The following is a 14,542-nucleotide window of genomic DNA, read 5'->3' as shown; positions in this document are numbered from 1 at the left end:
AGCTCCAGCTTCTCCATGGCACTAAACTTGACCTTTGACATGTCATATTCCCTCCGTTGATTGTCAGATGAATTATATTATTTCATTTGACAACCCCAAAGGGATCATAACAGGACGGGCCGAGCCAAAGGGCGGTCTCGACGCCTCGCTTTGAGCCGAAAAACACGTCTCAAAGACGCCAGTTCCCTAAGCGGCATGAATCGCCGCTAAGGGAACTCCCACGGCTGAACCCATATTTGGCGAACTCTCGGCTAACGTAGTGCTTGTCAGTAACAGTCGTCTTAACCCCATATAATAGATGCATTAATGATAGGTCTTTCGTTAACACAATGTTGCTGATAGCCATCAACTTGCTGGAGGCAACCAGGGTGGAACCAGTTGTGTCGGAAGACCGCCCCTCAGGCTGGAGGTGGTCCCCAGAGCAGGCCCCATCCTAGCCTGACGCAGGCACCTGGTTTCGCTAACTTTAGTGGACAGAACACCGTCATTCTGAAAATCAACGTGTCAATTCTACTTTCAATCTTCAGTTACTCTAATTGTAGATGGAAATTTGCGCTAGCACAATGGGAACCGGTTACATTGGAACTATTAAAGGCGGGACGAACGGGGCGGCCGGCGCATATGGCTGTTGTGGCGAACGGCTGTTTTTCCAAGATGCGTACAAAAAACACGCAACCACTAAGCGGCGTGGGGACGTGCTTAGTCATTGCGTGCCGTACCGTCTCGCCTAGCGAGGCAGCACGTGAAGTGTAGCGTAGGTTGGGCCGTCGGAGATCATCTTGGGCAGTGAGCGTTGTCCGTCGTACTTGGCCTTGTAGGCGGCGGTGATCTTGGCGTCGAGTTCGGCTGAGTGGGTCACGGCTTCAAAGCGCGCCGCAAAGTCCCGGTCGCCCACGCTGATGGCACCGGCGTTTTGGGCGGTTGCGGCCATGTACCACTTGGTTTGGTCGCCGTTCCAGCCGCGAGAGTAAACGTTGCCGTCCACGACGACTTCCCAGACGGGAGATTCCTCTTCAAAGGTGGTCATATCGGGGTTGTAAGGCTTCATCGTCAGCGTCTTGTTGTTTAAGAATAAATCTAATTGGTCTTTAGTCCATTGTGTCGTTGTCGTATCCATTGTGAAATACCTCCGTTAAATGCTGTATTCATGTCATCGGTCATCATCCGCGCCTGCGAGAACGCGGGAAATGTTTTGGTTTGTCACTTACGATTAGTAAGTATATGCCGTTTTGATATAAATGCAAATGCCATTTGGGATTATTTGGTCAAATTCTAACGGAATTTAACGGCTGATTGCGAATGTCTACCGGCGAGAAGCTCTTTAAGCACAGCACTTACGATGATTGAACAGGTGATTAGTGAATAAGCAGAAAAATTTTTAAAATTAATTAGCTGATTGGGTGATAAGTCGCCAAAAAAGTTTAAATTTTCCCTTGCCTTAGTCCTACACGAAGGGGCTATACTCAATTCCATAAGCAATGAAGGAGGAAATCACATGCCTACAATTACAGATACGTTTACGTTAAACAACGGCCTCAAGATGCCTAAGGTCGGCTTTGGAACCTGGCAGACGCGTCCCGGTAAGGAAACTTTCGACGCCGTCAGCAATGCCTTAAAGGCCGGGTACCGGTTCATCGATACGGCCAAGGCTTACCAAAATGAACAAAGTGTTGGCGAGGCCATTGCCGCTAGCGACGTGGCTCGCGAGGATATTTTCGTTCAAACCAAGCTGCCCGCTGAATCCAAGACCTACGATGCGGCCATGGCAGACTTTGACAGTAGTCTGGCGGCCTTGAACCTGGATTATGTTGATTCTTATATTATCCATGCGCCGTGGCCATGGGCCCAAATGGGGTCGAACCATGATGTCGAAAACCGCGACGTTTGGCGCGCCATGCAAGATATTTACAACAGTGGCCGGGCCAAGGCGATTGGGGTTTCCAATTTTAATTCCCACGACCTGGAAAACTTGTTAACTTGGGATGGCTTAACGGTCAAGCCAGCCGTCGACCAGATTCAGTACTACGTGGGCCACACGCAGGATTCCATCGTCAAGACGGCGACAGACAGTCAAATCGTGGTTCAGGCTTACTCACCACTGGCAACTGGTGGCTTGGTCGACAGTCCAGAACTGGAACGCGTCGCTGGCAACTACGGCGTCTCGATTCCCCAACTGGCCCTACGCTTCGTCATCCAAAATGGCGTCGCGCCATTACCAAAGGCCCGCGCCATGAGCCACGTCGAAGCCAACGCCCAATTAGACTTCGAAATCAGCGACAAGGACATGGCCTTCTTAAACCGGTTAACGGACGAGAACGGCTGGCACCCAGTTGGCGATTAGGAAAAAAGAGTGTGGAGCGAGCCGGTTAGACTCTGAGCATTAACGTAGCTAAGGAAATTCCCCCGGGCTTGGGGAGTTTTCTTAGCTGGGTTAAGCGCAGGAGTCTGGCTCGCGGAACACGTTTCAGAGGCCGCCGGTTTCCGGATAATATCGGTCGAGAGCGGCCGTAACGCCTTGAACAAGTAGTGTCAGTAAGGAAATTCCCCTGGGCTTGGGGAGCTTTCTTGGCTGGCGCAGGAGTCTGGCTCGCGGAACACGTTTCGGAGGCCGCGCCCACCCCAGCATCATCGCAACAGTTAAACCACTAACATACAGACAGACAAACAACTTAACTAATCAAAAAGCAGATTCGCCACTCCCCCGTCGCGAATCTGTTTTTTTGATATCCAGCTTCCGCTAACATGTTTAAAATGTATAGCTGAATATTTGATTTAAGTATTTGCTATGGCAGTATTCAGCTCCTATACTAATGCGTAAACACACAACGGAGGTAATCACCAACGATGACAGAACCAACAATTTTTCAACGGGCCTTGGCGGGGCTCCCCTTAGACTTTAATGGCGCTGACTTTCAGGAAATCCAGCGTACCGTCCAGCGCACACAGACGCTCTTAAAACGATTTAACAATCAGGACCAAACGCCAGAACAGCGGCGGGCCACACTTAGTCAGGTTGTCGGCTACGAGGTCCCGGCCTCGGCGGAAGTCAACGCGCCCGTTCACAGTGACTTTGGGCCCCACATTTTCATTGGCGAAGACGTCTACGTGAATCAAGACGTCATGTTCACGGACCTGGGCGGCATTTACCTGGGGCGCGGAGCTTTGATTGGGCCGCGGGCGATGCTGATAACGGTCAATCATTTGGAAGACCCGACCCATCGGCGCGACGTCCAGGCCAAGGCCATTCACGTCGAAGCCAACGCCTGGATTGGGGCAAGGGCGGTAATTCTACCCGGCGTCACCGTGGGCGAAAATGCCATCGTGGGTGCCGGCGCCATCGTCACCAAGGATGTCCCGGCCAACACGGTGGTCGTCGGTTCGCCAGCCCGCGTGTTACGGCGAATCAAAAGGATGTCAACGGATTAGGGCAGGCATCGGCACCGTGCCCGGATATCGGCGTCGGATAGGGTGACGTAGTGACAGTACAAACTATTCATCAGACTAAAACAGGCAGTAGATTCTCACATGAGAAATCGACTGCCTGTTTTTTGTCCAATGGAATTTAAAAGGGATATTGATCGAAAAACCGCACCACGACACCGGAGAACGGCCGCTGAAAAAGAGTGGGCCAACAGGCGGTTAACTGGCGAGCATTAACGGTGCTAGGCGGATAATCCCGGTTCTGGATTATTTGCCTAGCAGTGTTAAGCGGAACCAGTTGCCTGTTGGCGCACGTTTCGGCTATGAGGCCACTTTGAAACGTGGTCTGCGGCTCGAAACGGTCCGCCCACCGCGTTCCAGTCCCATATTTGGCGAACGGTAGGCGGTCAACTCCCACAATAGCTACTCAGCAAGGACCGTCACTCCGCGGTCGGGGCCAGTTCCAAGCGGACTTGGTCCAGCAGGGCCTGAGACGCGGCAGACAACCGTTGCCCCTTGAGCCAGACCAGGCTGGACCCGGACGAGATCCGCGGTTCTAATGGTACGAAAGCCAGGTCGGACTGGTTGGTGTTGATGATACCGTCGAGGCCTAGCGCGTTACCGACACCGGCGGACACCAGCAGTGACGCATTGTAGAGCAGGTTGTAGGTGGCCACGACGGTCAGGTCATCGCTGGTGAAGCCGAAGAGGTCGTGGAGGCGTTGGTCACCGCCCTGTTGCGGGATAATCAAGCGCGACTGCGCCACGTCGTCCAGACTGACCGTGGCTTGCTGAGCCAGCGGCGAACCGTTTTGGACCAGCAGGCCCCAGCGACTTTCCCCAGGGAGCCGGCAGAAGTCGTAATCGGACTTGTCGATGGGCTCCATGACCACGCCGAAATCAAAGACGCCGGCCACCAATTGGCGATGAATCTCGGCGGCATCCATGCTGACAATGTTGACGCGGACGTGAGGGTGCTGCGCATTGAGGTGACCGATGGCTTGGGCGACTGTCAACATGCTGCGGGCCTCGGCACTGCCGATGTAGACGGCGCCGCTGAGGTCGGCTTCCTGGTGGATGTTGGCCAGCGTCTTGTCCGTCAACGATAATATCTGTTGGGCCTGGTGCGCGAAATATTCGCCGTCCGGGGTCAACTGAATCGTGCGGTTACCACGAACGAACAGGGTCGTGTCCAACTCTGCTTCCAGGTCCTTGAGTTGCCGCGAAATCGTGGGTTGTGACACGTGAAGCCGCGTGGCCGCCTGACTGATATTTTGCTCCTGCACGACCATTAAGAAGTACCGTAACACCCGTAATTCCATCGTCTTGCCTCCTATAGCTTTTATGTATATGTTTTAATTTAATATAAGCATTAGACAGATGAAAAGTCAAGCCGTAAGATAGGGCTTGTAAACGAAGAGGAGGGCGACGCATGAAGAGATGGACGCCAGCACAGTTACAACGATTCGCGGTCGCCGATGACTTGCGGATTTCACCATTTTACAGTGATGGTCGGACTTACGGCACGCCGACGTGGATCTGGTCGGTGGTCGTGGACCAGCACCTGTACGTGCGAGCGTGGCACGGCCAGCGTTCATCGTGGTACCAATCCGCGGTGCAGCAGCGCGCCGGGCGCATTTACTTGGCCGGACAAAATTACCCGGTCAGTTTTGCCCCGGTCACGGACCAGACGGCGCTAGTCGACGCGGCTTATCGGCAAAAATATGGGCAGAGTGCCTACCTATTGCCGATGATTCAGGTCGGCCCGCAAGCCGCCACAATTGAAATCTTGCCCCGATAATGGTCAGAAATAAGGAGGGTGTCCCGTGAAAATCAATGCAGCAGCAACACAATTACACACCAGCGCTTGGACGCTGCGGTATTACGAAGAGATCGGCGTCTTGGCGCCAGTGGCTCGTATCAGTGGCATGCGCGACTATCAGCCCGCTGACCTGGCCCGGATTCGCGAGATTCTGGACTTGCGGGCGTGTGGCGTGACCTTGGATGAGATTAAACGGTTCTTACGCCTAGACTCATCTGCTGACCAGCGCCAACTGTTGGCCACGCAAGCCGCTGATTTACGCGACCAGATCACCGAATTGACGGCAACGCTGGGGCGGTTAGAAACCAAAATCGCGACGTTGCCAGAACGCCGTTTGGTCGCCAATGGGGCTGACTAAAAAAGAGTGGGCCAACAGGCGGTTAACTGGCGAGCATTAACGGTGCTAGGCGGATAATCCCGGTCTTGGATTATTTGTCTAGTAGTGTTAAGCGGAACCAGTTGCCTGTTGGCGCACGTTTCGGCTGTGTGGCGGATATAGACGCGAACTTCGGCTCGAAGCGAGTTGCCGAGACCGGTCTTGGGCTCGACCTGCCCCAGCGTTCCACCCCGTATTTGACGAACGGTAGGCGGACAGTTCACATTGTGAGGCTGAAAACGACTATTTTAACGCCATGAGGCTCATGATCACAATGATTCTAGTTGATCTTCGTCTTTCAACCTTCGAGCCCCCCATACAGGGGAACGATGCAAAGTACAAATTAGGAGGAAACTAACATGACAAAAATTTTAATTCTCGGTGCTCACGGCGCCATGGCCCAATTACTCACGCAACGGGTATTGAACGAAACGCCAGATACGCTGGTCTTATTCCTGCGCAATGCGGCGCGGCTCAACCAGTACGCGGATAATCCGCGGGTCACGTTGGTCGATGGCGACGTCCACGACACGGCGGCGGTCGCTCGAGCTATGGCCGGCGTGGACCTAGTCTACTCTAATTTAGGTGGGGCCGACCTCGATGCGCAGACCCAAAGCGTAGTTGATGCCATGCACCAAACCCACCAGACTCGGTTGATCTACATCAGCTCCCTGGGCGCCCACCACGAGGTCCCGGGCAAATTTGGCGAGTGGAACGAGCGGATGATTGGGGCTTATTTACCGGCCTTCCGCAAGACCAGTGACTTGGTCGAAAAGTCCGGATTGACCTATACGGAGATTCGGCCGGCCTGGTTGACGGACAACGATGAGGTCGACTACGAGGTCACCACGTTGGCGGACGGCTTCAAGGGCACCGAGGTCTCACGCCAAAGCGTGGCCGACTTTGCCCTGAAGGTCCTCAACGACCCCAGCACGTATCAAAACAGTAGCGTTGGCTTGGACAAGGCCGGCACGGATGGCGACCAGCCCAGCTGGTATTAAGGAGCGCAGCCATGACAGTGATTGATGTGTTCGCTCATATTTTGCCGCCGAAGTTTTTGGCGCAAATGCAGGCGTTGAAGCCCCAGATCTTGGATCAATTTCCTTACATGAAAAATCCCTTACTGACGGACCTGGCTCAGCACAAGGCCAGTCTACCAGCTGACCACCAACAGGTCTTATCGGCGGTCAATCTGAATCCGGAAGATTTCTTTGCACCAGAACAGGCGGCGGACCTGTGTCGTCAGGCCAACGCCGAATTGGCGGCCATCGTGCGGGCTAACCGGGACGTCTTTCCCGCGGGCGTGGCGATGTTGCCGATGAACAACGTGCCCGCCGCCCTGCAGATCATCGACGAGCAGGTGGCCGGCAGTGATGCGCTGGTCGGCGTGCAGCTCTTTACCCGCGCGCTGGGAGAATCGATTGCCGCACCGGTCTACCAGCCGATTTTTGCCAAATTAGCCGAGATTGGTGCCCCCATTTGGCTGCATCCCGTCTTTGACGACCGCAAGCCCGACAACAATCTCAGCTTCAGTTGGGAGTACGAGTTGACCCAGGCGATGAACGACATCGTGGCGGCCGGTATTTTCCAGCAACACCCTCAGCTCAAGATCATCGTCCATCACGCTGGGGCGATGATTCCGTACTTCAGCCAGCGCATCAAGTACATTCAGTCGGCAGCAAACTACGCAGACTTTCAGAAATTCTACGTGGACACCGCCATCCTGGGCAATCCGCAGGCGCTGGATCTGGCCGCCGCGTTCTTTGGCGCCGACCACGTCTTGTTTGGCACGGATTCGCCATTTGGCATTCCCCCCGTTGGCCCGACTGCGGTGATCGAAACCGCGGTCAAGGCCATGGCGGTCTCGCCGGCTGTTCAACAACAAATCTTTAGTGGTAATTGGCTGCGGCTCAGTGGCCAGAAGGAAGCGTAATGATGGAATATACCAAATTAGGACACACAGGTTTAGACGTTTCGCGATTGTGCCTGGGCACGATGGGCTTTGGCAACGCGTCGACGGGGATGTTCCCGTGGGCGGTCGATGAGACGCAGAGTACGGCGGTCATCAAGCAAGCCTTAGATCTGGGCATCAACTTCTTTGATACCGCCAACATTTACTCGCACGGTGACAGCGAACGGTTCGTGGGACAGGCGCTGAAACGCTTGGCGCACCGGGACCAGATCGTACTAGCGACCAAGGTCTTCTTCACGCCAGAAAAGGCGCCGAACGTGGCCGGATTGTCGCGCAAGGCCATCATGTCACAGATCGATCAGAGCTTGGAGCGCCTGCAAACGGATTATGTGGACCTGTACATCATCCACCGGTGGGATTACCACACGCCAATTGAAGAAACCATGGAAGCGTTACACGATGTGGTGAAGTCTGGTAAGGCCCGCTACATCGGGGCGTCGGCGATGTTTGCTTGGCAATTTGAAAAGGCTCAGGCCGTCGCGGAACAACACGGCTGGACCAAATTCGTCTCGATGCAAAACCACCTGAACCTGCTGTACCGTGAAGAAGAACGGGAAATGTTGCCACTGTGTGCGGACCAAGACATTGCCGTGACCCCTTACAGTCCGTTGGCGTCCGGTCGACTGACCCGGGACTGGGCCGGCGAGACCAAGCGCTACGCTACTGATACCGTCGCTCGCTCCAAGTACGATGACAGTAAGCAACTGGATCTGCCCATCATCCAGCGCGTCGGCGAGATTGCCGCTAAATACGGCGTGGACCGCGTGCAGGTCGCCTTGGCCTGGTTGCTGCAAAAGCCAACCGTCACGGCGCCCATCATCGGTGCCACCAAGGCCAGTCACCTGACGGGCGCGGTCAAGGCCTTAGACCTCAAGCTGACCCCGGCGGACGTCCAGTACTTGGAAGAACCGTATCTGCCACATGAACTGGTGGGACCACTGACGCGTGATCAAATGAATTATCAGCGGTAACGAAAAAGAGTGTGACGACAGGCGGTTAACTGGCGAGCATTAACGGTGCTAGGCGGATAATCCCGGTTCTGGATTATTTGCCTAGCAGTGTTAAGCGGAACCAGTTGCCTGTCGGCGCACGTTTCGGCACTGTACGGGTAACGCGAACGTCCCCAGGCGTCTTTAGGTCGCACCAAGGACTTAGCTCGGTATGATGGCTCACTAAGACAACCTGGACTCCTGAGTTGTCTCCTCCCACAGCGGTATGCTAGGCTGAAAGGTAGAAAGGGGTTTTCACAGAATGACAGAACCGAAAATTGCTTTAGGTACTTGGGCGTGGGGCGATACCGCGTCCAATCGCTATTTTGGTGACACGTTGTCCGCAACGAGCTTGAAGCCCGTGGTGACGGCAGGGATGGCCCATGGCTTTACCTTGTGGGACACGGCTTATGCGTACGGTCAAGGGACCGCGGAGAATTTAGTCGGCGAATTACTGGCGCCTTATCCGCGGGAGAGTTATCAGCTGTCGACGAAATTCACGCCGCGGATGGCCGGCACGGGTGACCACGAGATGGCCGACATGCTGGCGGGCAGTCTGCGCCGGCTGCGCACGGACTACGTGGACCTTTACTGGATCCATAACCCGGACGACGTGGAGAAATGGACGCCGGAATTGATTCCCCTCGTTCAAAGCGGCAAGGTCAAGCGCGTGGGTGTATCCAACCACAACCTAGCACAAATCAAACGGGCCAACGAAATTTTAGGCAAGGCGGGGATCCAAATTTCTGCCGTGCAAAATCATTTCAGCCTGCTATACCGGTCTTCAGAACGGGCGGGGATCATCGATTATTGCCGAGAACACCACATCACGTTTTACGCGTACATGGTCTTGGAACAGGGCGCGCTGACGGGGCACTATGACGTGGATCACCCGTTACCGGCCGGCAGTGAGCGAGCCAAGGTGTACAACGCCGCCTTGCCTCAGTTGACCAAGTTGACCGCGGCCATGAAGGCCATCGGCGAGCGGCAAAACGCCTCGATTGCCGAGGTCGCGACCGCTTACGCTCTGGCCAAGGGAACGACGCCCATCATCGGTGTCACCAAGGAAAAGTACATCGCCAGTGAATTACGTGCGGAAAAGGTCAGCTTGACGCCCGCCGAAATTAGTCAGCTGGAGGACTTGGCCGCCCAAACGCAGGTGGATACCAAGGGATTTTGGGAAGCGCCAATGGTTTAGATGAACGCCTGAAAGTTGAAAAGGAAAAATAGCGCGCTGATTGCCGAAGTGACGGTGTTCTGACACCTAAAATTGATGAAACCGGGCGCCTGCGTCAGGTTAGGGTGGGACCTGCTCTGGGGAACGGCTCCAGCCTGAGGGGCGGTCTTTTGCCTCGCTTGAAAGCCTGGCAAAACCCGCCAGTCTCTCAAGTCGTCCCGCGCTGTAGGCTGAGAAAGGACCTCAGCCAACACCGCCGACACAGCTGGTTCCACCCTGGCTGCCTCCGGCAAGTTTGACGGCTGTCAGTAACACTGTGTTAATAAAAGACTGGTCGTCAATACAGCTGCTATCTAGGGTTAAAACGACTGTTACTGGCAAGCTCGCCCTGTGAGGCTATAAACGACTATTTTTGATGCCATGAGTCGCATGATAACGATAGTTTCAGCTGATTTTTGTCCTTCAGCCTTTAGATGAACTCAAAAAGACTCAGCGACAGCCAATGAGGGCTGCTTGCTGAGTCTTTTCGTTTGGTAAAAATCAACTCTCGAACGCCAGCCAACGCCAACTGACCGAGGTCAGCGGCTGGGGGTGACAACTGTCTGCTTGATTTCGTTGGTATCAGTAGAGGGTTACTTTTCACGCTTACCTAATTTGCGAATCAACAGGGTCCCCAGTAACAAGACCAGTCCGCCAACTAGAATCGATAGACTACTGGTTTCGTTCAGTTGCGGGATTCTGGCGGTACTTTGACTGTGAGGTTGTCGTGCGGCAGTTTGTTGCGAAGCCGATGAAGGCGTCGCGGCGTGGGTCGCTTGGCTAGGCGCCGTTGTGACTTGGTCCGCCGCTGCGCCGGTCCGCAGGTTAGGCGTCGCTGACTGCTTGGTTGTGCGGTTGGCCTGAGAGGTTGCGGTTTGACTGGATTTTGCGGGAGCAATGGTGTCGGCGTCGGCACCGTGGTGGTAGCTGGGTTCAGACGGGGCGTTGCTTGCGGCCGCTGAAGATGAGCTACTCGACGTGCTGTCACTGTTGGCCGTGGTACTCGAACTGCTCGAGCTGCCGGTATTGCTGGGAACGCGCGGCTGGTCCGTACTTGCGCTACTGCCGCTGACGGTCAGCTTCGTTTCCGCTGTGATCGGCGCATAGTCTGTGCCAAATTGGTCGGTGTAGTGGTAACGGTATTGAATGGTGTATTGTCCGGCCGCCTTGAATTTCTGGGCGGACAGATTGGTTAAGGAAACCGGGTTTTGGTGACTGTCCAAAACCTTGACCTGGACAGTCATGTCGCTATCTTTAGGCTTGGTCACAGCGTCATCTTGGCCGAAAGCCAGCTTGGCGTCGCTGTGGTTGGCATCTGCTACCGTCACGCCCTGGGTTAAATCAACGGCGGTATTGGTGTTAGCCTTAGCCGTAGTGGCCGCGTTGATCGTTGGGGTGGCGAGCACCTGCCATTTTTCGGTGGCCTGAACGGAAGACTCCAGCGCCAACGAATCGGTCAGGTTGTTGGCCGTGGTTTCGTGATAGGTGACTTGGTATGACCCTGGTGCGGCGGTAGTGTGCTGGTCTTGGTCACCCAAAATCTGAGTGGCATCATTCGTGATTGTGCCGCCGTCATTGGCAAAGGTCGTTTGATTTAACCAATTGTTGCCTGTCCAAGATTGATCGATCCAAGGGTCCTGAATAATGGTCCGGTCATCGCCAACGAATTTGCCACCTTGGTAAATGGTAAACGGTCCGGTCGCGTTGATCTGCGGCTGCGGGTAAACCAAAATGGGCAACTGGGCCTGTAGGAGTTCATAACTCCCAAAATTGTAGAAAATTTTCACCGAATAGGGTTCGGACAAATGATTGCCTGTTAAGGTGAAGGTATCCTTGTCGTAAGACTGACCCCAGGGATCGATAGTCGTTTGGAGTTTCTCGTCGCTGGGGTGATGGATGGAGTGGATTACTTTCGTGTTAGAGACGCCAAGGCCACTCAGGGTATCATTGACAAACATTCTGATCGGTTGTTTTAAGACCCACGCCGAGGTACTGGAGAGATCGTTATTGCCCGTAAAATCGTCTAGCTTATAATCTCCTGGTGAAGTCATCTGCAAGGCTTCACCATTGGCATACGTGTGGGTCAACTCTTGGGCGTGCGCAGTCATTGCCGGTAACGTGCCACCCAATGCAAGTGCAAGAATTAATGTTACTACTTTTGAATGATGTCTCATCATGGTCGCTCTCCTCATTTTTTGACAGCTTTGAGATGCTGGTGAAATGCCTACCTGCCACCTTCTATAGTAGTTCTCTTTTCAGAAATAATCAACCGTGTTATTTAACGAAAGGGGGAACCATTTTGACGATACATCGTTGTGGTGCTCAAGCTAAATACGGGTTCTCGCGGTTGGTGGGCGTACCGATTTTGGTCACTGGTGCGCAAGGGTAGACGGTTGGTTTCCCAAACGAAGCCACAGGCGACGGACCATTAGAACATAGTAGGGCAATGGTTTTACGAGCAAAATCAGTCAAATTAATAATCTGCGATCGCTACCAGAATAACTTTAGACTTATGAAAAAGTCTGGTGTATTATTGCGCCAATTCAGTTGAAGAAAGTGAAGAGCTGAAGGTTGAAAGACGGAAATCAGCTAGAACTATTGTTATCATGCGACTTCTGACGTTAAAAATAATCGTTTGTAGCTTCACATATGAACTGACCGCCTACCATTCGCCAAATATGGGTTGGAACCCTGGCTGACGTAGGCGCCTGGTTTTACCAATTTTAATTGTCAGAACACCGTCATTACGGCAATCAGTGCGTTAATTCCACTTTCAACCTTCAGTCAGGAATAAAAAGACTCAGCGACAGCCAATTAAGGATGCCACTGAGTCTTTTCGTTTAGTAAAGCGCAAAATACAAACGCCAGCCAACGAAAACTGACCGTGATAGCCACGCGGGGGTGACGAATCCGCGGCCAATTTCGTTAGTAAGAATAAGGGCCTATTTAAACGTCTCGTTGGTAAATGATTGGACGGTCCCGGTCTTGGCCTGCCGATTGACGTTGGCGGTCAGCTTGACCTGGTCGCCAGCCTGCAGTAGTGCGGCCTTGGGGTAATCGCCGGTGCCGACCGACCAGAGATAATCGTTGCCCTTGATGGCGAACAGCACGCTTTGGCTACTGCCATTCGGGACGATGGCGACCCGGGTCACGGTGCCGTGGACCTTGGTCAACTTGGTGGCGGTCGAACTGGCCGTGGAGCCGGCGGCCGCTAACTGGACGCGGTACTGATCGAGTGCCTGGGCCGCCGTGGTGGCGTACGCCTTGACACTCTGGTCGGCGGCCTTGATGTAGGCGTAGCTCCGGAAGGCCCCGGTGGAGTCGAGCAGCGAAACCACCCAGGTCGGCGTGCCGTCGATGTTGTACATGATGGGCATCGTCGCCGACCATTTCTGCGCGACGTATTCCTTTTCGGCAATCTTCTTGGCACCATCACTGTCCATGACCCCGATATTTTTACCGGTGTAATACGTCAGTGTCCCAGTCCGTGCGTTGATCATGGAGTACCCCATGGTCGAGTCGGCGCTGGTCTTGGGCGAGGTGAAGTCGTTAAAGTACGAAATGTTGCCGTGCTTGTCCGCAACCGGGGTGACGCCATCCTCGGTACCGTTGCTGTTGGGTAGCTTGACGCCGGTCTTGTTGAAGTAGGCGTTGAAGAAGCCGTTGCCGTAACGGCCGAAGATCTCATTCATTTCCGCGGCGGTCGACGAGGCAATGGATTCGTTGATAAATGCGGGCGCACCAGCGGCGGTGTACAGCTTGGTCGCGCCGGTCTTGGCATTTAACACGACCACGTGCAGGCTGCGGTAGTTGATGCGTTTTGACACCCCGCGGGCCTTGTAGACGGTTTGGATGAAGAAGGGTTCGCCCTGGTCGTTGACTTCCAGTTGCGGCTGGCCTTCCTGGACCCAGCTGGGGAAGCGGTTGTAAATGACTCGCTGGGCGTCGTCAAAGAGGTAGGCGCTCGGCGTGTATTTCATGGCTTGCTTGACGAAATGCGGTTCGGCGTTGACGTTGGTGGCGTCGATGATGAAATACCCCGGCGTCACTCGTGCGCGTTGCCAGCGCCAAAAGCCGTCGAACTCGACCGGCGCGATGTAGACGGTCTTGCCCTTGACCACCTGCGTCTGTAGGTCTCCCAGCCGGTAGTACGACGTGTTGGGCACGGTGCTCATGGCCTTGTTCATCTTGTTGCGCACGGTCTTGGGTGAAATGGCGATGGGCGTGCTGTTCTTGTCCAGCAGCGGCGCCGTCTTGACCGTCTTGATACGCAAGGAATTGTAGACGGCCTTGACGCCAAAGCGCGTTTGGAGCGACCCAAGTAGGCCCAAGACCACCAGCACGGCCAGGACGCCCGCGGCGATTTTCGTGCCGAAGTTAATACGGGGCAAGTGGAAATTAAACGGTGAATTTCCCCGTCGTTCGACCTCGACTTTGGCCTGGGGACTGTTGAAGGCCAGCAGTGGCAGGTAGAAAATACCGTAGACCAGGTTCATCCCAATCAGACTGGCGGGCGTCTTGCTGGGCAGCGAGCTGAAAACGATGCCCAGCGCTACCAGGTAAAAGAGGACGTAGGTACCAACCAGTAACCGCCAGCGCTCGGGCCGCTGAATGCAGGCCAAAATGGTCATACCCAGCGCGGTCAGAGTGCCGAATAGTGCAACTAAAAGCATAGAATAACTCCTTCTTGAATGGACTGTGAAATGAAGCGCTATCCTTAGTTTACCGTAGTTGGCGGGTGAGGGAA

The 14,542-nt window shown here is 54.4% G+C and carries 12 protein-coding genes; 8 read left to right on the top strand and 4 right to left on the bottom strand.

What is annotated here, in order from left to right:
* Window positions 1-727: 727 nt before the first annotated feature.
* Window positions 728-1,117 (bottom strand): DUF2255 family protein, encoded by a 390-nt coding sequence (locus tag EGT51_RS11385; protein WP_135368827.1) that lies wholly within the window; start codon window positions 1,115-1,117, stop codon window positions 728-730.
* Window positions 1,118-1,495: 378 nt separating this feature from the next.
* Between EGT51_RS11385 and EGT51_RS11380 the strand changes: the two genes are divergently transcribed.
* Both EGT51_RS11380 and EGT51_RS11375 read left to right on the top strand, forming a co-directional pair.
* Complete coding sequence (locus EGT51_RS11380) at window positions 1,496-2,341, top strand: aldo/keto reductase (RefSeq protein WP_135368826.1); 846 nt, start codon at window positions 1,496-1,498, stop codon at window positions 2,339-2,341.
* Between the two features lie 503 nt (window positions 2,342-2,844).
* Window positions 2,845-3,426, top strand: a complete 582-nt coding sequence (locus EGT51_RS11375) for a sugar O-acetyltransferase (protein ID WP_135368825.1) — start codon at window positions 2,845-2,847, stop codon at window positions 3,424-3,426.
* A gap of 434 nt (window positions 3,427-3,860) precedes the next feature.
* Here the strand turns inward: EGT51_RS11375 and EGT51_RS11370 are convergent, their stop codons facing one another.
* Entirely contained in the window at window positions 3,861-4,742 is an 882-nt protein-coding gene (locus tag EGT51_RS11370) for a LysR family transcriptional regulator (RefSeq protein WP_135368824.1), read from the bottom strand.
* Between the two features lie 110 nt (window positions 4,743-4,852).
* Here EGT51_RS11370 and EGT51_RS11365 point away from each other — a divergent pair, with 110 nt between their 5' ends.
* From EGT51_RS11365 to EGT51_RS11340, 6 genes are all read left to right on the top strand, one after another.
* Window positions 4,853-5,221 carry a DUF2255 family protein gene (locus tag EGT51_RS11365; RefSeq protein ID WP_135368823.1) on the top strand — a complete coding sequence of 123 codons (369 nt, stop codon included), beginning with the start codon at window positions 4,853-4,855 and terminating at the stop codon, window positions 5,219-5,221.
* Window positions 5,222-5,246: 25 nt separating this feature from the next.
* Complete coding sequence (locus tag EGT51_RS11360; protein WP_135368822.1) at window positions 5,247-5,600, top strand: MerR family transcriptional regulator; 354 nt, start codon at window positions 5,247-5,249, stop codon at window positions 5,598-5,600.
* Between the two features lie 377 nt (window positions 5,601-5,977).
* Window positions 5,978-6,619 (top strand): NAD(P)H-binding protein, encoded by a 642-nt coding sequence (locus EGT51_RS11355; protein WP_135368821.1) that lies wholly within the window; start codon window positions 5,978-5,980, stop codon window positions 6,617-6,619.
* An 11-nt stretch (window positions 6,620-6,630) separates the two neighbouring features.
* Entirely contained in the window at window positions 6,631-7,551 is a 921-nt protein-coding gene (locus EGT51_RS11350; protein WP_135368820.1) for an amidohydrolase family protein, read from the top strand.
* Between the two features lie 2 nt (window positions 7,552-7,553).
* Entirely contained in the window at window positions 7,554-8,561 is a 1,008-nt protein-coding gene (locus EGT51_RS11345) for an aldo/keto reductase (protein WP_135368819.1), read from the top strand.
* Window positions 8,562-8,841: 280 nt separating this feature from the next.
* Window positions 8,842-9,777, top strand: coding sequence for an aldo/keto reductase (locus tag EGT51_RS11340; protein WP_135368818.1), 936 nt, complete (start codon window positions 8,842-8,844; stop codon window positions 9,775-9,777).
* 611 nt (window positions 9,778-10,388) lie between these two features.
* Here EGT51_RS11340 and EGT51_RS11335 read toward each other — a convergent pair.
* Both EGT51_RS11335 and EGT51_RS11330 read right to left on the bottom strand, forming a co-directional pair.
* On the bottom strand, window positions 10,389-11,972 hold the full coding sequence (locus EGT51_RS11335) for a hypothetical protein (protein WP_135368817.1): 1,584 nt from the start codon (window positions 11,970-11,972) through the stop codon (window positions 10,389-10,391).
* A gap of 765 nt (window positions 11,973-12,737) precedes the next feature.
* Entirely contained in the window at window positions 12,738-14,468 is a 1,731-nt protein-coding gene (locus EGT51_RS11330; protein ID WP_135368816.1) for a hypothetical protein, read from the bottom strand.
* Window positions 14,469-14,542 lie beyond the last annotated feature (74 nt).

This window comes from Levilactobacillus suantsaiihabitans (genome assembly GCF_004745505.1).
Classification (GTDB): Bacteria; Bacillota; Bacilli; order Lactobacillales; family Lactobacillaceae; genus Levilactobacillus; species Levilactobacillus suantsaiihabitans.
The sequence above is the reverse complement of the archived record's forward strand: the minus strand, read 5'-3'. Positions and strand labels throughout refer to the sequence as shown.

Coding starts and splice junctions, on each gene's coding strand:
- EGT51_RS11385 (WP_135368827.1), bottom strand. CDS start 1,117: ATGGATACGACAACGACACAATGGACTAAAGACCAATTAGATTTATTC.
- EGT51_RS11380 (WP_135368826.1), top strand. CDS start 1,496: ATGCCTACAATTACAGATACGTTTACGTTAAACAACGGCCTCAAGATG.
- EGT51_RS11375 (WP_135368825.1), top strand. CDS start 2,845: ATGACAGAACCAACAATTTTTCAACGGGCCTTGGCGGGGCTCCCCTTA.
- EGT51_RS11370 (WP_135368824.1), bottom strand. CDS start 4,742: ATGGAATTACGGGTGTTACGGTACTTCTTAATGGTCGTGCAGGAGCAA.
- EGT51_RS11365 (WP_135368823.1), top strand. CDS start 4,853: ATGAAGAGATGGACGCCAGCACAGTTACAACGATTCGCGGTCGCCGAT.
- EGT51_RS11355 (WP_135368821.1), top strand. CDS start 5,978: ATGACAAAAATTTTAATTCTCGGTGCTCACGGCGCCATGGCCCAATTA.
- EGT51_RS11350 (WP_135368820.1), top strand. CDS start 6,631: ATGACAGTGATTGATGTGTTCGCTCATATTTTGCCGCCGAAGTTTTTG.
- EGT51_RS11345 (WP_135368819.1), top strand. CDS start 7,554: ATGGAATATACCAAATTAGGACACACAGGTTTAGACGTTTCGCGATTG.
- EGT51_RS11340 (WP_135368818.1), top strand. CDS start 8,842: ATGACAGAACCGAAAATTGCTTTAGGTACTTGGGCGTGGGGCGATACC.
- EGT51_RS11335 (WP_135368817.1), bottom strand. CDS start 11,972: ATGATGAGACATCATTCAAAAGTAGTAACATTAATTCTTGCACTTGCA.
- EGT51_RS11330 (WP_135368816.1), bottom strand. CDS start 14,468: ATGCTTTTAGTTGCACTATTCGGCACTCTGACCGCGCTGGGTATGACC.